Genomic DNA, 24,221 nt, shown 5'->3' with positions numbered 1-24,221 from the left:
CGAAGACCACTAAGCGAGGAATAACGTGCACGAGGACGCCGCCAGGTTCCTGTCCCAGTCGGTGAAGGCCCAGCCCGGCTCGCCGCTCCGGGTTGCCGTGTACTCCCGGATCGCCGAGGCCATCCGCAACAACCTGCTGACGCCCGGCTCGATGCTCCCCACCGAAACGGAGCTCGGCGCGGACATGAAGGTCAGCCGCACCGTGGTCCGCGAAGCGCTGATGCTGCTCGAAGAGGACGGCCTCATCCGGGCCCGCCGCGGCGTCGGCCGGTTTGTCGCCGACACACTCCCCCGCATCGGCATCGAGCGGATCCGGCCCTTCGAGGAAGTCCTCGGCGGCCCCGGGCAGCACATAGAGATCAAACGCATACAACGGCAGCGGCAGCCCGCCTCGGAATTCGTCGCCCCCGGCGTGGGCGTCGAGCCCGGCGCCGACTGCTGGTTCTGGGAGTCGGTCCTGATCCGCGACGGTGAGGCCATCGCCCACCTGCAGGAAAACATCTCGGCCCTGCCGGTGAGCCTGGGCAGCATTTCCGCTGCCGCTTCGCCGCTGGAAATCGACGACGACGGCGGCAGCACCCTGCTTGCCGGCCTGAACAGCCGCTTCGGCCGGGTCCTCGGGCCCGGCGAATGCCAGATCAGCCTCAGCCAGGTGGGGCCCAGCCGGGCCAAGCTGCTGGACCTACGGGCACCGGATCCGGTCCTGGTGCTGACGCAGTACGTCAGGCACGCGAACCGGCCCTTCTACCTGGCAAAATGCCTCATCGCGGCACGCGCCGGGCACCTGTCAGTGATGCAGTCCTTGCAGTCGTGACGCCGGCTAGCCCACCGCTAGTTCCGATCCACCACGCAGCCTCCAGCCAGCACGGAAGGCAGGCGCACTTGTCGGCCTATCCCGGTACTCTGCATATTATGAGCGTAGATGATGCAGAAGAATCCGAGGCAACCGAAGAGGTCGAACTGATCAGCGACGGTGAGCACTTGCTGGTCGTCGGCGACGACCGGCGCGCCGTTGAGAGTTTCTTACGGACCAAAGGTCTGCTCGAGAGGGCCCGTGACATCAGCCTCCAACAACTAGGCCCCGCCCTCCGATCGTCGGCAGAACTCGTCAAGACAGTCTCCGAGACTGTCGCTAACTCGGGTCTCTGGGTGAAGCTCACGCCGGAATCGGCGGAAGCTATCAAAGAGTTCGGCCTTACGGACAGTGGCGTGCCCGGCGTTGCTTACGCAATGGCTGGCACTCGCGGCTCCATCAAGGAGTGGCTCAGGATCGACACGACCGTCCGCGCACAGGCGGCGAACCCCGCGGTCCTCTCGGGACTCGCCGGAGCGCTGTCACAAGCCGCACGCCAGCAGGAGGTGGCGCAGTTGCGGCAACTCCTGGAAACACTCGACGAAAAGCTCGATCAGGTCCTCCGCGGACAGCGGGACGAGATCTTGGGCGACCTGGCGGGCATCGAGCGCGAGCTTCGAGCGGCCTTTACTACCCGGAAGATGGAGGGGGCGATCGACGCCCTCACCTGGTCGAAGCTCTCTGGCACGTCGCTCGAAATCAGGCAGGTACGGGCGAAGGCGATCCTAAAACTCGGCGGCATTGCAGATGATCTGAAGCAGTACAACCGTGTCGGCGAGCTCAATGCAAGACTGCCCCAGGCCAAGGAAGAAGTGCAGATGTGGCTGTCGACGGTCACCCGCTGCACAACGGCACTTAATGAAATCGCGATCTTGGAGCTTGACCACTACGCCGCTATCGCACCCGATCAAGTGGATGCCAAGCGGCTCTCGCTCTATTCCTCACGTCAGGATGATCAGAGCGAGCTGTACGACGGCATCACTGTACTTATGCAGCGCATGGACGAGGCTGCCGCCACGGCAAACCAGAACAAGATCATCCATATAAAGGGCGTGCCCACCGCCATCCGGTCCATTGACGACACACGGGGCCTCGTCAAGCGTTTCTCTGATGCACTAGGCGTCGAGGTCGACTGGGATTCACTGGACCCAATTCGGTGGCGCGCCGCCATCCGGGAGTGGCGACAATGGAAAAATACGTTCGCGGAGGGTGGATCACAGGTATGGCAGAAGGGTAAGCCAGTTCTCACAACCCTTGCGATCTCCGCCCTCGTAACGCTGGCGAGGGACAAGATCAAACCTGCCAAATAGCCGCGCCAGAGCCACCGTCCTAGCCATTTCGACGTCCTTTGCCAAGCTGAGGAACGATTAGTAGTCGGAAACAACAGGCGCGGTTGGCGCGAAGTACTCGAGCATCTATCGGACGAATCTAGGGCATGATCTTGGACGATCAGTGGTTGCCTGATCGAGTCGCCGTCAAGTTCACCCTGCTAATGAGCATGACCACCATGTCAATGACGCGACCATGGCAGAAAAGTCATGCCGCACGTGGTTCAACTTTCGTCCTCGCCTCTTGCCATAAGGGAGTGCGGTCACAGGCTCCAGTTCGGTAGCTGGAAGGTGGAATCTTCCTCCTCAGAACCTTCGTCTGAATCCAGGTCGTCGTCGCCGCGCGAGTCGACTTCTTCGCGTTCGGCCCATTGAACGCTGATTGGGTTGAGATGGTCTGCCAGTGCTTGGAGGACCTCCCAAGGGGTCCCCTCCGGCAACAGGTATTCCAAGGCGTCCTCTGTCTCATAGGCTGTAGCGCACCCTGCCCACATGTAGCCGTCTTCATTGTCGTAGGGGATTCCAGCGTTATCTGGCGTTAGGAAGGTGGCGTGGAACTCTTCGAGGATCGCGTCCATATTTGCGCCGACCTCTGGGATGGTGTCTGCGGCCCATTGGTAAGTCATGTCGCGTGCGTCGTAGTAAGGCGCTCCAATACTGAATTTCTCATGAAAGAGCGGTTCAACGCCGTCAAGGCCTATAAGAAGTACGACGTCTTCAAGGTCAAATCTCAGTCCACCAACGACTCGCCATTCGCGTTCCCAGTCGAAGGTGTAATTCTTCTCGGGATTCCACTGATCCACGAAAGGCGTGATGTTCCAGATGGGATTGTCCCAGTCGCGGTTCTCGAAGGCTGCCTCTTTGATTCCGTGGAGGGCCTGGTAGGGCGCTTTGTCGATGTCGAGATACCAAACGCGCTGGCCGCCCTGCTTGAGTACAAAGTCCCGTTTGAACGCGATACCCCAAGACTTGTTGCGTTGCCTGAGACGATCGAGTTCTGACAGGGGCATCTCAGTGAAGCATGCGGCCCTGTGTTTGTTCGCGACCGTATTCAGGCCCCGGCCAAGACCGAAGGGCTTTCTCGCTTCGATATGGCCCGCCGTAATGATGCTTGCCAGCGCCGCGGGGCTCGTGGTCATGTGAACCAGATAATCGCTGAGGTCCCGTGCGTTCCGATGTTGCTGCGTACCCAGCAAGTGTTCTGGTACTTCTGACCCCACGGAGCTCTCCTCTTCCAACAACTTCGCTGACAGCCTAGCGCTTGGCCAGACCGTTGAGGAACTACCTCTCCGTGAAACAATTACGGAATTCATTTCTGAAAAAGCTCCGTCGGCGGGCCCCGTTGGATCCATGTCTTGGTCGAATCACCGTCTTCGTTCCTGGCTCCTTTCTCTAATGCGGGTCACGCGGATCGTCTGCTGGCTCGTTGTCAGCGGGTCGACAAGGACGAACAGTACGGCCTTGGCGCCTGTTCTGCGACATATCCGAGCTTGAGGCGGGTGGGGCCGGCCGGCCGGATCTGTGGGCCCCGGATCCGGTCCTCGTGCTCAGGTAGTAAGTCAGGCACGCGAACCGGCCCTTCTACCTGGCCAAGTGCCTCATCGCGGACCCCACCAGCACATGTGGGTGATGCAGTCGCTCCAGTCCTGAACCCCCGGTCGGTTTTTAGTTCTTGAACAGATATCGCGCGTTGAAGCATGGCCAGCGTGGATTATCTGTACAAAACTCCGGGTGAAGGCGGCTTAGGCTACGACCGGCACCTGCCCGGCAGCTCCGACGGTCGAGCCGTGACCCGACGAAAGCAGCACCTCCACAAGGTGCGGCGCGAAGTCGCCGTCGAGCTCCAGCACCACGCGGCAGCGGGCGCCGGGCTGCTCCGGGTAGTCCATGTACCGTCCGCGGAGGTCGCAGATGGTCTGGCCGCGGCCGGGACCGTCTGTGGTGTCGACGTCGACCGTCACCAGCGGCGCCACCGCCGCACTGACGCCGCCCACCGCCAGGGCCGCGGCGAGCGGGTCGTGCATCGCCGAGCAGGCCCTGCCGAACTGGCTCTCGTAAAAGCGGAAGTAATGGCCCAGCATGTCGCCGAGCGCCTGCGGGACCGGATGGCCCGCCGCGAGCAGTTCCTGCCGGTGGCTCTCCTCGAGCACATTGGACATGGTGACGTCCAGCGGCACCAGGGTCACGTCCCAGTCGGCGGCGAGCACGTCCGCCGCGGCTTCGGGGTCGTTGGCGATGTTGGCCTCGGCCACAGGGGTGATGTTCCCGGGAGCGAATGCGGCGCCGCCCATGATGGTGATGTCCTGCACCAGCCGGGGCAGCTCGGGGTCCAGGCGCAGCGCTTCGGCGATGTTGGTGAGCGGTCCGACGGCCAGGATCCGCAGCCGGCCGGGGTGTTCGTGGGCCAGTCGGACCAGCATCTCGGCAGCGGTTCCGGGCACCAGCTCGGCGTCGGCGGCCTCCAGCGAGACTTCGCCGATCCCGTTGGCGCCGTGGACGTGCGGGGCGCCGCCGTGGAAGGTGCCGGCCTGGGGATCGTGGGCTCCGAGTGCGACGGGGATGTGGGCGTGCCCGGCGAGCTGGAGCAGGTCCAGGGTGTTCCGGGCGCCGACGGCGGCACTGACGTTGCCGCTCACGGTACCGATCCCCCGCACGTCAGCCTGCGGCGCGGCGAGCAGGTAGGCCAGGGCGAGGGCGTCGTCGATCCCGGTGTCGCAGTCGAGGTAGAACGGGTGGCTGATGGGCGTGGTCATGCTGAGGTTCTCGTTTCTATGGTGCGGGACGTGCGGATTGACGGTGTGGGGGTTAGAGCTTTTCGCCCTTGGGTGCCGCGACGAAGAGGCTGACGAGGAAGGCGGCCGCGGTGATGGCAACCGAAATCCAGAGGGCAGTGGTGTAGCCGGCGGACGTGGCCTGCGCGGCGAACGGTGCCACGAGCACGACGCCGAGGCTCGCCCCGATGCCGAAGGAGGCGCCGTTGATGCCCGGCAGGGCAGCCGGTGCTTCCTTGGGTGAGAGCAGGACGGAGAGTCCGTTGATGGCGGTGAGGAACAAGCCGTTGTAGAAGATGCCGAGGGCGGCGACGGCGATCAGCACCGCCACCTGGTTGTCGGAGAACGTGGCCGCGGCGATGGCGCAGGCCAGGCTGAGCCCGGTTCCGGCCCGCAGGGTTTTGATCCAGCCCCGGCGGTCGGCCAGCCAGCCGGCGAGGGGTGCGGCGAACACGCCGATCAGCGCGGCGGGGGTCAGGAACAGCAGCGCCGACAGGGAGGCGCTGAGTCCGAAGCCCTCGTGGGTGTCCTGGCTGAGCAGCACCACGGTGAAGTTGATGATGGCGAAGATGCCGGCGAGGGTGAGGACGGTGGTGGCGATGACGGGCCAGACCTGTCGGGAGCGCAGGTGGTGGACGGCGATGAGCGGGTTGGTGCGCTTCTTCTCGATCATCCAGAAGGCGGCGAAGGATGCGACGGTGCCGGCCAGGAGGGCCAGGGTGCTGGGCGCGGTCCAGCCGGCGGCCGAGCCGCCGGAGACGAAGTAGGTGATGAAGACCAGGAACACGGACAGGGATCCGGCGCCCCACCAGTCCATGGCGCCGCGCACTCCCTGCGGACGCCCTTTCGGGACGGTTTTGAGAATGCACGCGGCGGCGATGGCCGTCAGGACGAGGACGACGGCGAAGATGGACCGGAAGCCGAGGGTTTCGGCCATGAGGCCGCCAAAGTAGCCGTCGACGCCGCCGACCCCGCCGTTGATGGCGGCGATGATGCCCACGGACGTGCCGAAGACGCGGGCCTGCAGGTTTTCGCTGAGCACGATGTAGGCGAGCGCGAAGACCGCACTGGAGACGCCCTGGAGGAACCGGCCGGCGATCAGGATCGGCAGGGTGGGGGCGGCGATGCAGAGGATGGTGCCCGCGCCCATGATCCCGAGGACCAGGAGCAGGGCGGTGCGCCGGCCGATGAAGTCGCTCCAGCGTCCGATGACGGGCCCGGCGATGGCGCCGGCCAGGAAGAACATGGACTGGACGGGGGCTGCACTGTCGGCGCTCAGGCCGAAGGAGGCCGCGATCTGCGGCAGGGCCGGAGTGACCATGCTGGCGTTGAGCTGGAAGGACAGCACGCCGAGCAGCAGGGTGGAGATCAGCAGGGCGGCGCGGCGGTCGCCGATTTTTGTCTCCCCCTCCGCGATATCCGGCGGTGAAGTGGCGACTGAAGTTGGGGTGTTCACATCAAACTCCTTTGTTCTGCAGGGGCGGTTCCTGCCCGTGGGATGTGAGTTGTTATACAACCATGTATGACGCACAAGTACAACCGTGCCGTACACTATTTCCTAATCCAGCCGCCTTGGCTTCACCGATAAGGACATTCCATGAGCATTCGACTTCCTGCCGTCACCGTCGTCGGCAGCATCAACCTCGACATCATCGCCACCACGGACAGGATTCCCTCCCCGGGTGAGACCGTCGGCGGCGGCGTCCTCCAGCAGCAGCCGGGCGGCAAGGGAGCCAACCAGGCCGTGGCGGCTGCCCGCCTGGGCGCTAAGTCACGGATGATCGGCGCAGTGGGCGATGACGCCTCCGGCCGCCTGATGCTGGAGTCCCTTTCCGGCGCGGGAGTGGACACCACTGATGTGGCGGTGCTCGACGGCGGCGCGACGGGTACAGCGCTGATCGTGGTGGACCGCGACGGCGAAAATCAGATCGTGGTCTGCCCCGGTGCGAACGCTGCGTTTTCGCTGGAGAGCGTGGTGTTCTCCGACGAGGAGACGGTGCTGTGCCAGCTTGAGGTTGGCCTGCCCGTGGTGCTGGAAGCCGCGCGGCGCCCCGCCGGATTCTTCGTCCTGAACGCGGCCCCGGCGATGGACCTGCCGGCGGAGCTGCTGGAGCGCTGCGACCTGGTGATCGTCAACGAGACCGAGTATGAGCTGATTCCTGCGCTGGCCGAAGCAAAGCTTGTCGCCGTGACGTACGGGAAGGACGGCTCGGCGATGTTCGAGCACGGCCGGCGGGTGGCGGAGGCACCGGCGTCTTCAGTGACGGTGGCGAACACCATCGGTGCGGGCGACGCATTTTGCGGAGCCCTGGTTCTGGCCCTCCGGGCCGGGCTCGACTACTCCGCGGCGCTGGCCGTGGCCAATGCTGTGGGGGCGGATGCGGTGGGTGATCCTTCATCGCAACCGGCGCTGGCGCCGCTGGCGGAATACGTTGCGCGCGTAGCCGGAGCCGAGGTTGCTGCGCGGTGAACCTGGTTTTTAGGCAGGCAACGCCCGCCGATTATTCAGAGGTCCGGAGAATCACCCGCGAGGCGTATCTCCATGCCGGGCATTTCACTGTTGACCACCCCTACATGAGCGTGCTGGACAACGTGGAACACCGGGCAAAGCATGCCGAGGTGTGGGTGGCCGAAGCCTCCGGCGCGGTGGTCGCGGCCGTGACGCTGACCTTCGCCGGCCAGCCGTACAGCGAGACCGCGGTGGAAAAAGAGCTCGAGTTCCGAATGCTCGCGGTTGATCCGGCGGCACAGGGCGGCGGGGTTGGCCGCGCTGTTGTCCGCCGGATTGTTGACCACGCGCATGCGATCCCCGCTGTCCGGGCAATCAGCATCACGAGCGCGACGTTTATGGAACGGGCACATGTTCTCTACGAATCCCTGGGCTTCGAAAGGGCGCCGGAGCGGGACTGGCACGTGCCCGGCAAAGATGTGTTGCTCTGGGTGTTCCGGCTCGAGCTGCAGCGGGCGGTTGTTCCTGGGTAAACGCCCGCCACCGCCTCCACCATCCGCCGCGACCTGGCGCTGCTGAACGGGCAGGGCAGGCTGGCCCGCACATACGGCGGGGCATGGCGCTAGGCTCCACCCGGAGGCGTCGCTCCGGCAGCGCACCTCGAGGCGTTCGAGCAGAAGCACGCCATCGCCCGCTGGGCGGCGTCCGTGATCCGGCCCGGGGAGAACATCCTGCTGGACGCCGGCTCCACCGTGGGTGCCCGCGCGCATGAGCCACGGAATTTCGAGAAGCTGTCTGTGACTACGCCGGGCATCAACACCATGCAGGAGCTGGCCGATTCGGAGGGTATCGAGGTGGACGGCCTGGGCGGCCGGCTGCGGAGCCTGAGCCAAAGCTTTGTCGGCCCGCTGGCCGAGGTGGCGCTGGAGCGGACGAGCTTCGACCGCGTGTTCCTGGGCGCCGAGGACGGCATCTGCGAAGCCGACCACGCCCAAACCGTCTCAAGGAGTTCATGGCGCGGCGGGGCCGCGAGGTCTACGTGCTGGCGGATTCATCCAAGCTCGGCCTCCGGCCTTTTCATGCGTGGGCGCGCTTGGCTTTGCCCTGGACCTTAGTTACGGAGGACGGCGCGGACCCTGAGCAAGTGCAGAAGTTTAGGGAGGCGGGGGTTGTGGTTGAGGTGGCCACGGTCACGGGTTGAATCCCAGTGGGTACGCTACTTCTAGCAACGAGCGAAACCCCTAAACGAAATGGACGGCCACATGCACGCAGTGCTCGAATACCTCTACGACGACAACTACCTTCAAACCCGCGAAAAGTACCGCTCAGTCCACCTCAAGGCGGCGTGGGAAGCAGTCGAACGCGGCGAGCTGCTGCTGGGCGGAGCCGTTGGTGACGGGCCCTTCACTGGGCTGCTGATCTTCACCGGCGAGAACCCGCTCGAGGCCGCCAAGGCCTTTGCGGCCGCCGACCCCTACGTCACCGGCGGCGTCGTGTCATCGTGGACCGCCCGCCCCTGGACAACAGTGGCCGGACACGAGGCAGCCACACCCGTCCCCTCCTAAGCCCCATGTCACCGCAGGCAGGACATGCTGCTGTGGGTGTTTACGCTGGAGCTTTGATCGTGGCGGCCTGCTTCAGGCGGGGATTGAGCCCTAGTTGAGGCCACTCAGTCCGAGCTGGCGACGACTAGATGCAGCTGGCCGGACAAAGATGGCTGGGACCGCTGGAACGGAAGTAGACCAAGCGCGACCGGTCAGCGCCGTGTCGAGATGAGCACCGCCATGGCCGTCATCCAGTCGATCCGTTCCTGTTCTAGACGCACGTTGCCGCGTACCGCCAGCTGTTCCACTACGGCAAGCTCCTCCGGCAAAAGGTGCTGCATGAACCCAACGGCCGGTTTGGGCTCGTGTCCCCACAGGTCTTTGAACGCCTCCAACGTGGCCACGTCCATCAACACCGTGACGACGGCAATGTTTTGGGCCCGCAAGCGGTTCAAAATACCAAACCCGTGGCTGTCTAGATCGCCCCAGTAGACGACGCCATGGTCGCGGATCCACGGGATGTGGGCCAACCTGTCCCCCGTGATGGGCTCGGAAGTGGTCTGCACCTCCATCACGCCGACCGGCAACGGTTCAGGCTCCACCACCGACCCGACCATCGCCTGGAACCCGCATCTGAAGTTCTACAACGACAACCGCGGCTGCGTGAACACGCGCATTAGGAGGATGCGATGACCGCCGAATTCCGGGTCCTCGACTACGTCACAACGCCGGGGGCTCCCGTCAGCGCGAAAGCCTCCATCGCGATCCAGGACGGCAACCCGGGGCTGCAGGCACGGTCCTGACCACGTTGATCACTAAACGTCCGGCGGAACATTTTTCACTGGGCGCTTCGCCTCTCGCGCTCCTTTTCCTCTGGATCTCCGCCGGAGCGTAGCTGACCGTCACGTCGAACTGGTCACGGGGCAAGCCGCACCCCGCCGCCCCGCGTTATCACCCGGCTGTTATTGCCACTACATGGCGCGTGATTCCGCTGCCGTACGCCAGGACTGGGCGGTGATCAGCCCTGATCATCGGTGGTGACGGGTAGGTCTGAGACGGGTTTCGACTCCCCCAACACAGCGGCGGCAGGTCGCACCGGGCCGGGGCGGACTACTCCGCTATGATCGGCTGACTCCAAAGAAGTCTCAATCTCAGCGCAGTGTTGCGCTTCCACGACAAATGCGTGGGCGACATCGAGAGGTATCCGCTCCTGCTCGACACGGTACGGGCCGCTCCACCGGGGGTCCGTGATCGTGTCATATGCATCGTGTTCTTCGTCGGTCAGCAAAGGCAGAGATTTGCGTGCCCGTAGCAGGCTCTCTCCTTTTCGGTCGTGGGTGACGCCGAACCTGCTGTAGGCCCTCAGAGTCCCCGAGTCCATGAGGACGCTCCGCACTTTCAAGCCCTGTTTGCGGTACTGGTTAATGATTTCGAAGCCTTCCGCGTCAAGATCACCCCAGTACAGGATGCTGTCACATTCGGCAGTCCACGGAAGTCTCGGGATGAGCGCTGGACCTGCGTTGCCTCCGCCCTGAATGGCGATGCCACGTTTAAGTGAGGGGAAGAAGAGGGCCGTGTCCTTGTTTTCAGTGATGACGATAGTCCTGGGCGGGTAGCAGAGGGTACCGGTATCGCCCTCGGTCACAGCGTCGTAGCGGCGTCCGCCGTCGCTACGGTGCAGCGGGTCGAGATACGTGAGATGCAGAGTATGAGGACGCCGGACTAGTCCGAGTTCCTCCTTACCGCTCAGACAAAGGACAAGGTGCTGTCTGGTGTTAAGCCATTTGCTGTCGAGGCCCTCGATGGGCACCTGCCTCGGGGTTAGGCCTGCGGCGTCATGGGTGCTAAACCAGTCTGCGGCTGTGAGCAGCAGATCGAAGTCAACGACACCGAGGTCGGTGAGCTCGCGTAGCAGCGGCGCGGCGTCCGCTTGCGGGAAGCGGGTCAAGAGCACCGAGAGGCGTGCTCTGGCCGTCGCAATCCGGCCAGTCCATTTGCCGTCGAGTATCCGCACGGCTGCGTCGAGGTCTGGGACAATAAGGTGAGTCGGCAGCCACTGAAAAGTGCCGTGGACAAGACGCCGAGTGTTGTTCAGATCAAATCCATTTGCTAGCGCCCAGTCCTGCCAGCGGTGGACCCATTCCAGTGCCGCGACGAAGTTGGATTCCAGTGCCGCGCCGGACAAGGCGCCGAGGTGGATCCTCCTCGGCCAGTGAGCGGCGGGGTCCAGGACCGCCTGCTGCCAGTTCCCTTCCAGCCACCGGTCCAGTACGTTGAGGACCTGCTCGGGGCTTCTCATACCGTCTCTAGCTCCGGGACCTCGGCGGCCACCTGATCCGGGTCAGCGACGGCAGGAACCTCCCGCATCGGGCTAATCCGTGAGAAGCGGTCGGGTTTGTTGATGCCGAGGATGAGGTCGACGTGCCTCTCGATGCCGCTAACCTTGTCCAGCGGGGCGCCGATGATGAGCTGGAATCCGAGCTTCTGCCATGCACCTACCGCGCGACCGGCGAATTCGGCATCGGCCTTGATAAAGCCTTCGTCCAGCAGGACCGGGGCGAAGCGCGGCCGGGTGCTGCTTTCTTCGTCGCCAAGCTGATAGCGCAGCGCGGCGCCGACGATAAAGGCGATGAGTTCCTGCGTTTCCCCGCCGCTCTTGCCCCCGAGGCTGTCATAGACGCTGAGCTGGTTCCCGTCCGCATCGATCCGTTCGGCGGTGATGGCGATGTGCCGGTGCACGTCCAGATAGGTGTCCCGGGTGTTGGGCGTACCCTTGGGCAGTGTATCGGGGGTACGGATCAACTTGATGAAGGATTCGATTTCTTTGAACCGGGCGTCCGTTTCCTCGTCCGTGTAGATGGTGGTGGCTCCCTCGGCGAGTCTCCGCAGCCGCTGAAGGAAGCGGGCGACCTGCGGGTTGGTGGGACGTCGAAGGGTGATGCACAGCCGGTCTCGGTCTCGGCCAAAAGGAATCTTGGCGAGGATATCGTTGACAGCCTCGAGGCGCTCCTTGATACGGTCAACCGCATCACGCATGGTGTAGGAGAGCGGGACGAGATCATGGCCAGTCCAGTTCGCCATTTCCCGTTTGAACTCGGCCTGGCGCTCGGGCAGGCCTTCAACTATCAACCCGTCGAGGATCCTGCGGTAGTCGGAGTAGGATTCCACGCTGGCGCCGAGGTCGTTGTCCTGCCACAGCCTCTGGTAGGTCTCGAACGTCCTTCGCAGCGCGTCGGCGGCCTTGGATTCCTTCTCGCGTGCTTCTGACGCCCGTGCGGCGAGATGGCGTTTGACCTTATCGAAGGAGTCCTGGACGAGGCTAAGGTCCCCGGGCACGCCGTGCTCGGCGAGGGCGGCGTCAAGGCTGGCCTGCTGGTCGACAAGGAGGACGACGTCTTCCTCTGTTTCCTGGATGTCGTCGCTGACCTCATCCTGCCGTTCCACGAGAAGGACATGCACCTTGTCAAGCTTCTCCATTTCTGTGCCCGCGTTGACGCGCCTGATGTTCGCCTGATGGTACTTCGTAGTGAGTTCGCTCCCCTCCTTTTCGAGGGCGGCCAGTATGTCATTCGAGTTGCGTATCCGGTCGCGTTCAGCTGTGCTCTCGACGATCCGGGCATCGACGGAGGAAACGTCAATGGTCTGCCACTTCGTGTCAAGGGCGTACTGATATGCCTCACGTCGCCGTTGCAGCCCCGTGTCTTGTGCGGCAAGGTCCTTGCCGCTTTCATTGAGCTCGCCGAGCTCGCCGTCCAACTCGTCGAGTCGCTCACGCAGCAACTCGCGGTGGGCTTCGTTGGAAAAGCCGATGAAATACTCGCCGTTCCGGCCGCCGTGCGCGCCGTTGTCACCATCCTTGACCTGCCCGGCCAGAGTCACCTGCGAACTGCCCCCGGGGACGAAGTCGCGGGCAGTCTCCACGCGCTCATGGGTGAACCGCTTGGCGGCCTGCTGCTCGACCCACCCTTGGAAAGGTGAATCGGCGAACTCCAGCGTGGCAGCTAGCGTGCCTTCGCGCATGGACGCACCGGACAGCCCGGTGTCGATGGCCCGGAAGTTGATCCGGTCACCCAACGGCAGCGAGTCGATGCTGCGGCGCAGATGGTCTGCAGCGCCCCGGTCTACGAGCATCAGGAGGGCGAAGCCGCGCATCACCAGTTCGGAGGCCTGCCGCCACCGTTCGTGGTCGGGCAGGATGTCGATCAGTTCGGCCACGAACGGTAGGTCCGCCGGCTCCATTCCGGCGCATGCGGCCATTCTGGCCCGGGCTTCAAGGAAGCGCACGGGCAGTTTAGTAGTGCGGTCTTTGAGCGACTCGTGCTCGCGTTTTAGCTCTACGCGCTCGTCCTGTAGCTTCCAAGCCGCGCGCTTGACCAGGTCCAATCGATCCGTCAGAACTTTTCGCCGCCCAGCAAACGAGGACATGAATTCCTGTGCTTCCCGAGTCAGAGAGCCGAAGTCCTCCTTGTCCTTCGGCGTCGGCCGGGTCAGCGGCTTGATGCGGGTGGTAAAGGTCTGTCGGGCCTCGGCTCCCTCTGCCCGCTCAATGGCCAGATCATCGAGGCGGTGTTCTATCTCCTCCAGTGCCGCTCCACCGTTGGCGCGCTGGTTCGCCCGGTTCCGGTCCAGCCGTTGGGACAGGTCTCGTTCCTCGGCGTCCGCTGCGGTGAACGCTTCCTTGGCGGTCTTGTGGGCGGCTCGGTTGGCGTCGACCGCGTCGTCAAGTAGGTTCCGTTCGGTGTGCAGCTTCCACAGCATGAACGGGGTTGGCCCGTCGGCGTGGATGCGGAAGGTGTCGATCTCGTCGCATTCCTGCTGTGCCGTGGTCATGCTCCGGTGCAGGTCGGGGATCGGGCTAAGGACCTCGACCTTCTGCGCGGCGGTCTGCATCGCCTCGTGGGTCTTGGCCAGATCGTCGAAGTGGCCGATTACTTCGTCGGCCTTGGCATAGGTTTCGGGTGTCTCCAGCACGAGGTTCTTGTACAGCCCGTCAACGGATTTGACGTTGTGCCCGCCCTGAATCCGGGCGAGCAGCTTCATCGCTTTGACCCCGTCCCCGTTATGCCCGATGCCGAGCTTGGTGTACAGGGCCTGCGAGAACGTGGAGTAGGACTCATGGTTATGCATGGCAGGGTACCTGCTTGTCAGTGCCTTGGGCAGGAACCTATCGGCGGAGAACTCGTGCAGGTCCAGCAGGTGCGGCACCCCGTCCATGGTGAGCATGCGCATGGTCAGATCTGCTGCCGTGGAGGCACCGACCTTGGCGTAATAGAGACGCAGGGCAGTGAACGCCTTCCCGTCATCGTTGCGGAAGGTGGCGGCGACGGCGGACCAGGTGGCGGATTCCCTTCCCCGGAGCACGTCGTCGACAAGCTCGCCGGTCTCTTCGTCGCGCACCGTGTCGAAGGCGCCCCGTATATAGGACAGGGAACTGCGCTGGTCCTTGCCCCGGGCCCGGCCCTTGCCCTCGTTCGAAGCGCCGTTGAACGGGGTGTTCGAGTCCATCATCAAAGCGGTGTACGCGTCGAGGAGGGTGGACTTGCCGGTGCCGGAGGGCCCGCTGATCAGGGTCGTCCGGGCGAAGTCCACGAGGTGGTAGCCATGGAAGCTACCCCAGTTGACCAGTTGCATCCGTTCAAGGGTCCACTGGGGGATGTTATCCATGGGGAACAGGGTGCTGCTGCTCATGCCTGTGTACCGCCTTCCACGTCGCTAACTACCCATTGCCGCAGTTCCCGCAGCTTCTCCACCGTGAGTACCGAGTTGATGACCGGGGCGACCCGGAACCGTTCCGAGTCGCCGTCGATCTTGATTAAGATGCCCTCGTCGACCAGCCCGTCGATCGCGCCGCCTTCGCGTCGACGGGTGCCGACGCGGTTGGTGACGTCAGTGCGCCGATACATTTCGAGCCAGACAAGCAACTCCTCGCGGTCCACGTGCACGACTGACGCGCCGCTGGACCATTCCTGGGCATAGCGTTGGCGCAGTTCGACCAGCAGGACAGTTTCCTCCAGCGTGTACTGGCGGTCGTGAAGCAGGGTCGGAAACGTGCCTCCACCCTCCGGGGAGGCGCTGCGCTTAAAGGCAAACTCGCGTTCCTCGTCGAGTACGAGCACCTGAAAGAGCTCGTTCAGGCGCATCTCGATGAGCGGGCGGGAATCCAGTAGGGTCTGCCACTCGCGGGGATATTTGTCGGCTGCGAGGTACTTGCGCTTAAGGAGGATCACCAGCGTCCTGCGCTCGGTGAGGCTGAGCTCGCCCCGGTCGCCGCCAAACAGGCTGGGCCCGGTGTCGGACTCCTCGATTTCGGTGCCCAGTTCATCTGCCTCAGCTTCGAAAGCCTCGGGGTCGTCAACGAGATCATAGGCGGTCGACTCATACGTCATTGGGTCTCCTCGGCTTCGGCAAGCGCGGAGCGCTCCTCGGTGGTAAAGGTGAGGTGGGGGGCGCGGTAGTACACTGTGCTGCCGTCACTGCGGACCGTTTCGTAGACGTCCTCACTGTCGCTGCGTGTAAGTGCCCCGCCTGCAACGTGCAGGACGCCGAGCACTTCCACGGGGCGCCGGTCGGCGGCGGGTAGGCGGTTGAACACCTCAGCGGCGGTCACGGAATCGCCGTCGTCGCCCAATCCATCCCGCAATGCCTCTCGCAGCCGTGCGAAGGAAGGGCCGCCCTGCTCGCGCACTTCCTCTGCGGACAGGGACCCGGAATCCTGCCCGATGTCCTCCGGCGGGGGCGGGGGCGAATGGTGGGCAGGGTCGTATTGGCGTTCGCGGAGGGTGGCCACTTCGAGTTTGGCCGGGGTCAGAGACAGCTCCGTGCGGGTGCGCACGCCGGAGCGTTCGATCCGTTCGGCCAACTGCTGCTTGAGCTCGCCCAATAGCGCGTCAAGTTCGCGACTGCGAAGAGCTTCCTTCTGGGCCAGATTGGTCCGCAGCGTGGCAGACAGGTGCCGCTGCTGGTTCTGGATGGTATCCACGCCGCGCATCAGCAGACCGGCGAGTGCGGTGACCCGTTCCCGGTCAGTCCGTGAGAGGACCCGCGCGAACGAGTGCGCGAGGATGGTCTCGATATCTTGCCGCAGGTCTGCGAGCAGTTCCTCGCGCGCGAGCAGGTCGAGGGCGCCTTGGTACGCCCGGCCTTCGAGGGAGTGGTTGAGCACGTCACGGGAGCGCCGGATGTAGTCGCCGACAACCTCGCCCTTGGGACGCTCGTCGGTTCGGAAGTCACCGATGATCTTCCGGTGCATGCTGACGACCAGTTCCTCGACCCGCTTGAAGTCCGTGGGGAGGTCGTTCAGCAGGTCCACGAGGTTCTTGAACGCCTCCATCATCCGGTCATCGGACGCCATCTCGACCACGCCGCCGTTGGCGATGCGGTCGCGTTCGGCGGTTAGCTCGATAATCTTTTTGTTCAGGCGCTGGAGTCGTTCCTCCGGGTCAGGATTCGCGTCCATGGCGCTGCTGCGGGCGACGTCAAGTATGGTGCGGATGCGAGATTCGGACAGCAGCGCGCGCTCGCTGCCGAGATTCTGCACAAAGTCGATGGCGTCCTGCGCCTGCGAGGTGAGAGCGTAGAACTCCTCCCCGTCCTCCCGGGAGTCGAGGATCAGCCATTTGCGTCTTACCCATAGTCGGCACATTTGTCGGGCCTCGGACGGGTCCGGTGCATCGCGGCCGCTAGCGCCAAGGACTTCGAACAGGGTCTGCACGTGGGCGTGAAAGGCCGTGGCTGGCACCTGCGTCGCATCCCGGGAGAACGTCGCCCGGAAGATCGCCACGACTAATGGCGCTTCAAGCCTGTTGAGCAGCCCCAGGGTCGGCTTAGCGAAAGCCGCCTCCGCCCTATTAAGTTCGAGTGTTATGTCCGCCACGATTTCCTCCTTGCTCGACAGCATAAGTGGCGGCTCTGACAAAAGGCGGAACAGAGCTTGCAGCCGAACATTTCTGCAGCCAGATCCACGTGCCTGGGCTGCAACCAAAACGTGCCTACGCTCAAAACCGCCGGAGATCGACGACGTTCCATGGACGAGTGGGGCGGCTACGCCGACGTCCGCAACGCCGTGGTCCTCACCGGCGACGTGCACCGCAACTGGGCCAACGACGTCAAGGTCGACTACACGGACCCCGCCTCCCCCGTGGTCGGCTCCGAACTCGTGTGCACCTCCATCACCTCCACCGGCAACGGCAATGGCTCAACGGTCGATCCGGTCATGGCCTGGAACCCGCACCTGAAGTTCTACAACGACAACCCCGGCTACGTAAACACCACCATCATCCGCGATGCAATGACCGCAGACTTCCGCGTCCTGGACTACGTCCCGACGCCAGGATCCCCCGCCAGCACGAAAGCCTCCTTCGCGATCCAGGACGGCGTGCCGGGGCTGGTGGCACGCGGCGGACCTGCGCTGAAACGGGTCCGACGGCGGGGCGGTCAACAGTCCTGCTGGTCGCCCCGCCGTTGTTGTTCACAGGCATCGTGTCACGACTCGAAGATCGGGGAGAAGCTGCGAATCACAGTCCCACGTCAATAAGCTGCCGCATGATTTCTGTTCCGTTCGCGATTCGGTCAACCGAGTCGATTCCGTCCATCTGTTTGATCTCGATGATGCCGGCCTCGGACGTACCAAGCTCGCGCCAGAGCGAATCGTACAACTCCGTGAAATCGTTCAGCGCCGGTCCTGACAGTTCGAAACCCGTCGGGACCGAGCGGATCCCGACGCCGCTGCGTGTGAGCCGTAGCCGTCGGGGAATCGTCTCGTGTCCGGTGAACCAAGGGTCATCGACGTTGTGTGGGTTACCGAGATTACGCCAAATGGCCAGGAGGTAGGGGTCCCGGTACCTGCTGTTGAGCGTGCTCGTACCACCGCGGAGCATGCATAGCGAGTAGCCGAGCGCTCCGCTTTCTGAGTAGTAGATTCCCGAGCCGCCCTCACGCATGGCCGAATATTTCACCATGTAGTACCGCCAGTCGAAGTCGAGCTCCGATTCACGCTGGGCGAGCCATTCGGATTGCACCGCCACTAGGGCTGGCTTCAAATCGTCGCTGTCATCGATGGAATCGAGGAGCCTGGCAAGAGCGGAGCGCGTTGAAGACAGCGCCTCACGATCTGCGCCGGTAAGCAGTTCGCGCCAAGCGTTTTCGAAACGCTTAGAGCCCGTTCCGAATTGAAACTTCCTGTTGTTCGTTGTCCGTTGATACTCGCCAGCTGCCAGAAGCGCGCCAGTGGCCTCGAACCAGGACTCGGGCTCCGATGCCAGGCGATGGAACGCGTCGGACCGAGCATTGAACTTTTCCGGATCAAGCAAGAACGCACCGATCGACCCACGCAGAAGGTGATGATCTTCCAAGCGATGAAGTGCCTCAGTGAGCTCTGGGTGGACGGCCAGGAAGTCGCGCTTCAGCAGTTCATCCTCGACCTGCGCTTTGTTGAAGCTGTCAATTTCGCCGAGGGCATCGCCGAGGACAACCCGTTCGACGTCCCGGAGCAACCTAGGCATACGGTCGACACGGAGCTCATTCGGGGAAGCCTCTATGAGATTACGCAGGGAGCGGACCCGGGCCGGAATAGCGTCTGTGTCAGACATGAGATGGCGGAGTACGGCAAAGAGCAGAAGCCCCTGCCCGAACGTAAAGACCCTTGTTCTGCCGCTTGTATCTCCGAAGGTGCGGCAGCAGGCATCGAACAGGTTGATGCGCTGATCTCGGAAGAAGAGCGCAACGCGATCGGCCTCAACCCCGTCCTGCCGCTCGGTGGTACCCCGGAAGAGCCCACTGAATACTCCGGCAACGTCGCGGCCGCCCCATACGTCGAACGCCTTGAACAGGAAGTCCAATGACTCTGCACGCCTGGGATTGCCTGCGCCGAACACCCGCTCAGTGCGGTGGCTAGGACGTTCGGGAAGCTCACTGACCTCGACGTCAGGATCGAGCCACTCGCACAACTCGGTGACGTAGCCGATGTAGCGCATGAATTCGTCGTCGACTAGGTCGTCGTCGCCCCGGAATCCCCAGAGTAGGTCTGACCACGCGCCATCAACGTTTGCCGCAAATTCCTTGGCACGTTCGGTGGACTCGATAGATTTCTCAAAATGCGCCTTGAAGTTCTCGAACTCAGTCAGAGGCTTCCCACGAGAGTTCATCTTGATGTAGAGGTCCGCAGCCGAGCCCATGTCAGAAGGCGCGAGCAGGAGGAAGGACACCGCCGGCTCGGTCGGGTCTACGAGCCGCTCCCAGGCTACCTTGGCGTCCGCCGCCCGAAACCGCACGTGAATTGCGTCGAGCATGACGAGCATGGACTGGATTGTCGGATCGTGGCGCCAGACGAAAAGGTACCACGGCTGATCAATGACCCATGATGACGGCTGCTCAACGGTGTCTGGCAGCGTGGTCATCACAAGCCGTTGGCAGAATAGCCTGGCACTCGGCCGAGTGGCGTACGTGAATTGCGTCCACTTCTGAGTGGACCGAAGCTCCCCCGCTCGCGATGCGAGGTACCAGTGCAGCAGAAACAACGTGGTGAGCCGCTGCTGACCGTCGAGAGGCTCCAGCACACCTGACTTCACTTCGCCGTAAACGAAGTCAAGGTCGACGGGAGCCGTTTCCTCCCCGGCTACGGCCGAGTGCAGGACGTCGATGAAGTTCTTGCGGATCTCGTCGACGGCTAGACTTTCGCGTCCCTGAGCGAAGTCCCGCTGAATCAGCGGGATCTCGATCGCCTGAATCTCATCCGTATCGTTGGGCAAGAAGAGACCGATGAACGTCGTGGGCCGGCTTTGCGTGCTCATGCTTCGCTCACTTCTTCCATTAGATACGCGCCGATTTCATCGCGGAAGGCCTCGAGATAGGCGCGACGATCCGATCCGCCCCAAAAGTGAACCTGCTGTGCACTCTCGTCCGTGTAGTACTTCAGGAACACATTTCTTGTACACACGGGGATATACGAACCCACGCGGTCTCGTCGGAGTATTTCGAGCCGTTTTACTTCGAAGACCGCATTACTCAGCGCGCTATTGTCCCGGCTGTCGAGAAGAGCAAGGTTGTCAATGACGTGCACGTCACCCTCCGCGCCCTCATCACCGAAAGAAAAGATCGTGCTGATCTCGCGCTCCAGATTCCGGAACGTTTCCCGGCTGATCGTCGGGATCGCGTCGTCGATCCGACGGAGAATGTCCAGACGACGGTCCTCGTCGAGCGGCAAGCCGACTAACGCGTCACGATGCAATCGGAGCCAACTCGACCATTGCTCGCCCGTATTGAGTGCTTCGGCATTCTGCGCGTGGATGTGCTCCAGCGACCACGTGCCGGCAGCGTGCGCACGGAATGAATAGCGCTCCGAGGAATGCTGCATTTTGCGAATGGTTTCGACATTCATCAATAGCAGTGCCTGCGACGCCTTTTCCCGTCCCGACGCGCTCTCGTAGGACAGCCCAGATAGTGCTGTATCCGTCAGGGCCAATTTCGTCTTGATCCTGTCGTCGAGCGTGGCTTCGAAGCCGCTCCTGGACTTGCCGTCTGCGGCGCCAACTAGTTCGTCGAACGGCGTCCCTGTTGCGACTAAATACCCCACCTTATGGAACAAGTTTCGGTCCTCGAACCAGCCGAGGACCAGGGAGTGGCGGTCAATGACTCTGTTCCAGAAAGTCTTGTAATTGGCATCAATCTCGGCTCGCAGCGCCCCAAACGTATGGAATGGCGGACGCTCGGATCCCCTCGGCCCGCCCGCAAGGCTGTCAAGCAGCAGGCTTATGTGAGTCGCCTGGCTGTTCGCATGACCCGTAAGAAAGGCCCAGACCTCGGGCGTACGGAGATCGCGCTCGAATGTGTCCCATTGCGCGGCGATTTCCTGCGACCGATCGGGCTGTCCCGCCACCCCCTTGGCGCGGGTCAGCAGGAGCGCCTTGATGAGTTCAGCGTCCGTCAGCGGGATGCGTCCGATATTCAACCTTGTGAACAAATCTGTCGAATCTGTCGTTTCGGGTGCCTCGTACCAAATCACCTTCACGCGACGCGACAGATCAGTGTAGAAGTCGATTGCCGCCTGAATCTCGCCGGACCCCAGGGCCTCGAACCATGATCTGATTGTAGAAGCAGCCTTGTGGACGTGGAAGAAGTCAATGTTGAGCGTGCTTCCCACCACGTCTGGGTCCTTCAGATAATTCTGGCTCCCGCCTCGGGTCTCGTACTCGAGCTCGAACCGCGCATTCGCTGACGGTAACGATCGGCGGATGTCCTGCAAAATCAGAAACAAGGTGGTCAGTCGCTGCTGGCCGTCTACGAGTTCCCAACGACCGTCGGCCATGCGCTTCACGACGATTGGCTGCAGATAATACGACGACTGCTCACGGCTTTCAGCAATATCTTCGAGAAGACGCGTGACTTCGTCGACGCCCCAACGGTATCCGCGCTGATAGGCCGGAATGAAGAACTTGCCTTCAATGTCGCCCACGAACCGCTCCTCGAGCAAACCTGTTGTCTTCCCCATGAACGCAACTGTACTCAGCGCCTCAGACATTCAATGCAAATTCCAATAGCGTTTCGGCCGGGCTCGGTTTTTTAGAATTCCGGCAGCGCCGCGCCGCCGCGTTCCAGGGCATGCTACGAGAACATGCCGCTGCGGGCCTCATCCGTGCCTGCCGGGCGCGACATGAAGATCTACCGCACTGTACAAGACCCTGAAACTCGGAGGGCAGACTTGATGAATTTGTCCCCAGAAACGTGTGCCCCGTGGATGATCCGCCTATGCATTGGGTGGTAGCCCTTTCTACGAAGACGGCAAGCCTGTGGAGGTCAACGTCGAGGCCAAGTCTTCAAACGGCAGCATCGGGGGCACCCGTCATGCAACAGCTCAACGTTGGCCGCTGCCGCCCGTCAGTAATACTGGATTCATGGTTATCAACATCAGGCTCACCTCCCGACAGATCGCGGAGAGCGATGATCCGCTTGGACGTGATTGGTACGGTTACGATCCTGACGCAACACCGGAGCAGCTCTGGGCGCACAATCGCGGAGACTGGTACTTGGACGCTGGCCGCATCGCAAGCGAGCGCTGGGCGGCGCTCACCTACCAGGGTCGGGTAGTGCTGGTCGCAGAACTCAACGACCCGGCTCACGAGCTCCTGGCAGGCAATACCGGGAGACCAAAGAAGGCTCTCATTGGCCGCGTCCTGGCAGCCGGAGATACCATTCACGTAGCCCTGATCGGGACGCAGGTCAAATACGCACCCCACAGCAGGACCGCAATTTTGTATGGCCCGGACCCTGAGGCTGCCGACGCGGCAGACTTGGACCTGCCTGAGGCGTGGGATCAGCCCGATGCACGGGGCCAAGGCCTGCAAATGGACACCGAGGTCCGCAGGGCGATTGAAAACGCTGCGCAGGATCGTTTGATGAGCTACTACCAGGACCGTGGCTGGACTGTCACAGACACCAGACAGAACTGCCCCTACGACGCCATAGCGGTCAGGGATGCCGAACGGATTTACCTTGAAGCGAAAGGCACCCAGAGCAGCGGTGACTCGGTCATCGTCACGCGCAACGAGGTTGATCATGCCCGACAGCATCCAGGGCTGTGCGTGATAGGAGTATGGTCCGGAATTCGGTTCATCAACGGGATGGTGGATCCTGAGGCGGGGGACTTCAGAGTTCTTGCCTTCGATCCCGACGACCGGCACCTTCGTCCGCGTGACTTCGATTGGATGCTTCCCGGCGGCGCCAGTTGACGATGAGGCGATCCCTCAGCTGCCTGTGCTGTGCTACGGCCTGAGGTTTTCGGACCCCGCGAAGTACTCGCGCGCCCTGCGCCGCGCCCACGAACTGGTCATCTCCGGTGCCCGCGCCCGGAGATCCCCACCGACGTGGCGGACTCGTGGCGCCGCTCCATGGCCCTGGGTATCAGCCCGGACCAGCACAGCCCGCGGCACCTGCACGACGTCGCCGACGTCCTGGAGCTGCGGCGGGAGCACCGGCTGCAGCAGGTGATGCCGGCGCTGCACGACCTGCTGGCAGATGATTCCAGTTCAGGCCGGCACCTGCTGGTGCTGACCGACGCCCGCGGCGAGGTCCTGTGGCGGGCGGGCAGCTCCGAAAGTGCTGCAGCGTGCGGACCGGCTGGAGTTTTCCGAAGGGGCCGACTGGTCCGCCCCCGGCATCGGCACCAACGCCGTCAGTGAGGCGCTGGTCACGGGCCGGCCCGTGCAGCTGTTTTCCGCCGAGCACTTGGTCCGCGCCCACCACGAGTGGGCCTGCACCGCGGCGCCCATCACGGACCCGGCCACGGGCCGGCTGCTGGGCGTGCTCGTCGTCTCCGGACCGCTGGACACCCTCAGCGCGGACACGCTGCGGATGGTGCGGTGCGCGGTCCGGGTGGCGGAGTCGCTGTTGGGAACGTCCGACGGCGGGACTTGCCCGAGTGCCTCCACGCCGGTTCGCGCGTCCCGTCAGCCTGTCCGCCGGCCTTCTGTAGGCAGGAGTCGCTGGAGCTGCTCGGCGACAAACCTGTCGCGGTGTTCCGGGACGGCAGCCGGGTGCCGCTGACGCTGCGCCGGGCGGAGATCCTGGCGCTGCTTGATTCCCGCGCCCAGGGGTGGGCCGCCGAGGAGTTGGCCTATGAGCTCTACGGTGACGCGGGCACCCCGCAGGCGACACGGACGGAAATGTTCCGGGTCCGCTCGATGCTGGGTGATGCGGTGGAGGCGACCCCCTACCGGTTGGCTGCCGGCCTTGCTGGCCGCTCGGATTCGGGACGGGTACTGCGGCTGCTGCACGAGGGGAAGGTGGCTGTGGCACTTGAGGCCTACCGGGCTCCCCTGCTCAGCCGCTCGGGCACCCTGGCGGTGCAGCTACTGCGGGACCAGCTGGACCTGGCACCTGGGTCGGCCGTACGGTCCAGCGGCGACGCCGGGCTTCTCGTCGGGTGGCTGTCCACGGATATGGGGTCTGTTGATTTTGAGGCCGTCGAGGCACTGGGAAGGCTGGTAGGCCGCGGGGATGCGCGGTATTTGGCGTTCCGGGCATCCGCCGCTCTCGGTGGTTCAGCTGCCTCGGAAGTCGAACCCGCCCCCTGGCGGTCGGGCTTGCGCGGTCGGGCTTGCGCGGTCGGTGGTTGAGCCTGTCATAGCCTTAGGCTCCCGAAATCGACGACGTCTCCATGGACGGCTATCCCGCCTCCCGCCCCTTGTCACCCCGGCCTGGGTGAAGGAATGTCCGCAACGCCGTGGTCCTGACCGGCGATCAACACCTGCAGTAAAGGGGTGGAACACATTGAGTCCACCTTGG

Annotated in this window: 19 protein-coding genes and 4 pseudogenes; 13 read left to right on the top strand and 10 right to left on the bottom strand. The window is 63.3% G+C overall.

Annotation, left to right across the window (positions count from 1 at the left end; genetic code table 11):
• Positions 1–25 precede the first annotated feature (25 nt).
• A complete protein-coding gene (locus ACSQ1X_RS05325; protein WP_436056927.1) occupies positions 26–814 on the top strand; it encodes a GntR family transcriptional regulator in 789 nt (262 codons plus the stop codon).
• A gap of 98 nt (positions 815–912) precedes the next feature.
• Complete coding sequence (locus ACSQ1X_RS05320) at positions 913–2,163, top strand: hypothetical protein (RefSeq protein WP_436056926.1); 1,251 nt, start codon at positions 913–915, stop codon at positions 2,161–2,163.
• Between the two features lie 281 nt (positions 2,164–2,444).
• On the opposite strand, the gene ACSQ1X_RS05315 is transcribed toward ACSQ1X_RS05320, so the two are convergent.
• The 3 genes from ACSQ1X_RS05315 to ACSQ1X_RS05305 form a co-directional block, all read right to left on the bottom strand.
• Complete coding sequence (locus tag ACSQ1X_RS05315) at positions 2,445–3,401, bottom strand: hypothetical protein (RefSeq protein WP_436056925.1); 957 nt, start codon at positions 3,399–3,401, stop codon at positions 2,445–2,447.
• A gap of 522 nt (positions 3,402–3,923) precedes the next feature.
• The gene (locus ACSQ1X_RS05310; protein ID WP_436056924.1) at positions 3,924–4,934 is read right to left on the bottom strand and encodes a nucleoside hydrolase; all 1,011 of its coding nucleotides are present in this window, start codon (positions 4,932–4,934) and stop codon (positions 3,924–3,926) included.
• A gap of 52 nt (positions 4,935–4,986) precedes the next feature.
• Positions 4,987–6,408, bottom strand: coding sequence for an MFS transporter (locus ACSQ1X_RS05305; protein ID WP_436056923.1), 1,422 nt, complete (start codon positions 6,406–6,408; stop codon positions 4,987–4,989).
• A gap of 141 nt (positions 6,409–6,549) precedes the next feature.
• Between ACSQ1X_RS05305 and ACSQ1X_RS05300 the strand changes: the two genes are divergently transcribed.
• The 4 genes and pseudogenes from ACSQ1X_RS05300 to ACSQ1X_RS05285 all read left to right on the top strand — a co-directional run bounded on the left by ACSQ1X_RS05300 (position 6,550) and on the right by ACSQ1X_RS05285 (position 8,966).
• A complete protein-coding gene (locus ACSQ1X_RS05300; protein WP_436056922.1) occupies positions 6,550–7,422 on the top strand; it encodes a ribokinase in 873 nt (290 codons plus the stop codon).
• Positions 7,419–7,934 carry a GNAT family N-acetyltransferase gene (locus tag ACSQ1X_RS05295; protein WP_436056921.1) on the top strand — a complete coding sequence of 172 codons (516 nt, stop codon included), beginning with the start codon at positions 7,419–7,421 and terminating at the stop codon, positions 7,932–7,934. The genes ACSQ1X_RS05300 and ACSQ1X_RS05295 overlap by 4 nt, the downstream gene beginning before the upstream one ends.
• A gap of 9 nt (positions 7,935–7,943) precedes the next feature.
• A pseudogene (locus tag ACSQ1X_RS05290) lies at positions 7,944–8,602 on the top strand (DeoR/GlpR family DNA-binding transcription regulator); the annotation flags it as partial.
• Between the two features lie 61 nt (positions 8,603–8,663).
• The gene (locus ACSQ1X_RS05285) at positions 8,664–8,966 is read left to right on the top strand and encodes a YciI-like protein (RefSeq protein ID WP_436056920.1); all 303 of its coding nucleotides are present in this window, start codon (positions 8,664–8,666) and stop codon (positions 8,964–8,966) included.
• A 191-nt stretch (positions 8,967–9,157) separates the two neighbouring features.
• On the opposite strand, the gene ACSQ1X_RS05280 is transcribed toward ACSQ1X_RS05285, so the two are convergent.
• Positions 9,158–9,517: a Wadjet anti-phage system protein JetD domain-containing protein gene (locus ACSQ1X_RS05280; RefSeq protein WP_436059266.1), complete on the bottom strand. Its 360-nt coding sequence runs from the start codon at positions 9,515–9,517 to the stop codon at positions 9,158–9,160.
• Here ACSQ1X_RS05280 and ACSQ1X_RS05275 point away from each other — a divergent pair.
• Positions 9,456–9,748, top strand: a pseudogene (locus ACSQ1X_RS05275) (alkaline phosphatase D family protein); the annotation flags it as partial. The gene ACSQ1X_RS05280 and the pseudogene ACSQ1X_RS05275 overlap by 62 nt on opposite strands.
• A gap of 215 nt (positions 9,749–9,963) precedes the next feature.
• Here the strand turns inward: ACSQ1X_RS05275 and ACSQ1X_RS05270 are convergent.
• From ACSQ1X_RS05270 to ACSQ1X_RS05255, 4 genes are read right to left on the bottom strand one after another with little or no spacing between them, the layout of a single operon-like run.
• Positions 9,964–11,244, bottom strand: a complete 1,281-nt coding sequence (locus tag ACSQ1X_RS05270; protein WP_436056919.1) for a Wadjet anti-phage system protein JetD domain-containing protein — start codon at positions 11,242–11,244, stop codon at positions 9,964–9,966.
• Positions 11,241–14,633: an ATP-binding protein gene (locus ACSQ1X_RS05265; protein ID WP_436056918.1), complete on the bottom strand. Its 3,393-nt coding sequence runs from the start codon at positions 14,631–14,633 to the stop codon at positions 11,241–11,243. Before ACSQ1X_RS05265 ends, ACSQ1X_RS05270 begins: the two co-directional genes overlap by 4 nt.
• Entirely contained in the window at positions 14,630–15,331 is a 702-nt protein-coding gene (locus ACSQ1X_RS05260; protein ID WP_436056917.1) for a DUF4194 domain-containing protein, read from the bottom strand. The genes ACSQ1X_RS05265 and ACSQ1X_RS05260 overlap by 4 nt, the downstream gene beginning before the upstream one ends.
• Positions 15,328–16,818: a DUF3375 family protein gene (locus tag ACSQ1X_RS05255; protein ID WP_436056916.1), complete on the bottom strand. Its 1,491-nt coding sequence runs from the start codon at positions 16,816–16,818 to the stop codon at positions 15,328–15,330. Before ACSQ1X_RS05255 ends, ACSQ1X_RS05260 begins: the two co-directional genes overlap by 4 nt.
• Before the next feature lie 118 nt (positions 16,819–16,936).
• Between ACSQ1X_RS05255 and ACSQ1X_RS05250 the strand changes: the two are divergent.
• Positions 16,937–17,340, top strand: a pseudogene (locus ACSQ1X_RS05250) (alkaline phosphatase D family protein); the annotation flags it as partial.
• 118 nt (positions 17,341–17,458) lie between these two features.
• Here ACSQ1X_RS05250 and ACSQ1X_RS05245 read toward each other — a convergent pair.
• The gene (locus ACSQ1X_RS05245) at positions 17,459–19,732 is read right to left on the bottom strand and encodes a DUF262 domain-containing protein (protein WP_436056915.1); all 2,274 of its coding nucleotides are present in this window, start codon (positions 19,730–19,732) and stop codon (positions 17,459–17,461) included.
• Positions 19,729–21,429, bottom strand: coding sequence for a DUF262 domain-containing protein (locus tag ACSQ1X_RS05240; RefSeq protein WP_436056914.1), 1,701 nt, complete (start codon positions 21,427–21,429; stop codon positions 19,729–19,731). Before ACSQ1X_RS05240 ends, ACSQ1X_RS05245 begins: the two co-directional genes overlap by 4 nt.
• A gap of 77 nt (positions 21,430–21,506) precedes the next feature.
• Here ACSQ1X_RS05240 and ACSQ1X_RS05235 point away from each other — a divergent pair.
• From ACSQ1X_RS05235 to ACSQ1X_RS05215, 5 genes and pseudogenes are all read left to right on the top strand, one after another.
• Positions 21,507–21,615: pseudogene (locus tag ACSQ1X_RS05235) on the top strand (alkaline phosphatase D family protein); the annotation flags it as partial.
• A gap of 217 nt (positions 21,616–21,832) precedes the next feature.
• Positions 21,833–22,666 carry a DUF3883 domain-containing protein gene (locus ACSQ1X_RS05230; RefSeq protein ID WP_436056913.1) on the top strand — a complete coding sequence of 278 codons (834 nt, stop codon included), beginning with the start codon at positions 21,833–21,835 and terminating at the stop codon, positions 22,664–22,666.
• A 135-nt stretch (positions 22,667–22,801) separates the two neighbouring features.
• Positions 22,802–23,116 (top strand): hypothetical protein, encoded by a 315-nt coding sequence (locus ACSQ1X_RS05225; protein ID WP_436056912.1) that lies wholly within the window; start codon positions 22,802–22,804, stop codon positions 23,114–23,116.
• Positions 23,034–23,480 carry a GAF domain-containing protein gene (locus ACSQ1X_RS05220; RefSeq protein ID WP_436056911.1) on the top strand — a complete coding sequence of 149 codons (447 nt, stop codon included), beginning with the start codon at positions 23,034–23,036 and terminating at the stop codon, positions 23,478–23,480. The genes ACSQ1X_RS05225 and ACSQ1X_RS05220 overlap by 83 nt, the downstream gene beginning before the upstream one ends.
• Positions 23,450–24,052: a hypothetical protein gene (locus ACSQ1X_RS05215; RefSeq protein ID WP_436056910.1), complete on the top strand. Its 603-nt coding sequence runs from the start codon at positions 23,450–23,452 to the stop codon at positions 24,050–24,052. Before ACSQ1X_RS05220 ends, ACSQ1X_RS05215 begins: the two co-directional genes overlap by 31 nt.
• Positions 24,053–24,221 lie beyond the last annotated feature (169 nt).

The sequence above is a fragment of the Arthrobacter sp. LjRoot78 genome, assembly GCF_964254335.1.
GTDB lineage: Bacteria > Actinomycetota > Actinomycetes > Actinomycetales > Micrococcaceae > Arthrobacter.
The sequence above is the reverse complement of the archived record's forward strand: the minus strand, read 5'-3'. Positions and strand labels throughout refer to the sequence as shown.

Bases quoted from the DNA above. Each gene is read 5' to 3' on its own strand.
- ACSQ1X_RS05230 (WP_436056913.1), top strand. From the start codon at position 21,833: ATGGTTATCAACATCAGGCTCACCTCCCGACAGATCGCGGAGAGCGAT.
- ACSQ1X_RS05285 (WP_436056920.1), top strand. From the start codon at position 8,664: ATGCACGCAGTGCTCGAATACCTCTACGACGACAACTACCTTCAAACC.
- ACSQ1X_RS05270 (WP_436056919.1), bottom strand. From the start codon at position 11,244: ATGAGAAGCCCCGAGCAGGTCCTCAACGTACTGGACCGGTGGCTGGAA.
- ACSQ1X_RS05280 (WP_436059266.1), bottom strand. From the start codon at position 9,517: ATGGAGGTGCAGACCACTTCCGAGCCCATCACGGGGGACAGGTTGGCC.
- ACSQ1X_RS05265 (WP_436056918.1), bottom strand. From the start codon at position 14,633: ATGAGCAGCAGCACCCTGTTCCCCATGGATAACATCCCCCAGTGGACC.
- ACSQ1X_RS05310 (WP_436056924.1), bottom strand. From the start codon at position 4,934: ATGACCACGCCCATCAGCCACCCGTTCTACCTCGACTGCGACACCGGG.
- ACSQ1X_RS05245 (WP_436056915.1), bottom strand. From the start codon at position 19,732: ATGAGCACGCAAAGCCGGCCCACGACGTTCATCGGTCTCTTCTTGCCC.
- ACSQ1X_RS05260 (WP_436056917.1), bottom strand. From the start codon at position 15,331: ATGACGTATGAGTCGACCGCCTATGATCTCGTTGACGACCCCGAGGCT.
- ACSQ1X_RS05300 (WP_436056922.1), top strand. From the start codon at position 6,550: ATGAGCATTCGACTTCCTGCCGTCACCGTCGTCGGCAGCATCAACCTC.
- ACSQ1X_RS05240 (WP_436056914.1), bottom strand. From the start codon at position 21,429: ATGGGGAAGACAACAGGTTTGCTCGAGGAGCGGTTCGTGGGCGACATT.
- ACSQ1X_RS05320 (WP_436056926.1), top strand. From the start codon at position 913: ATGAGCGTAGATGATGCAGAAGAATCCGAGGCAACCGAAGAGGTCGAA.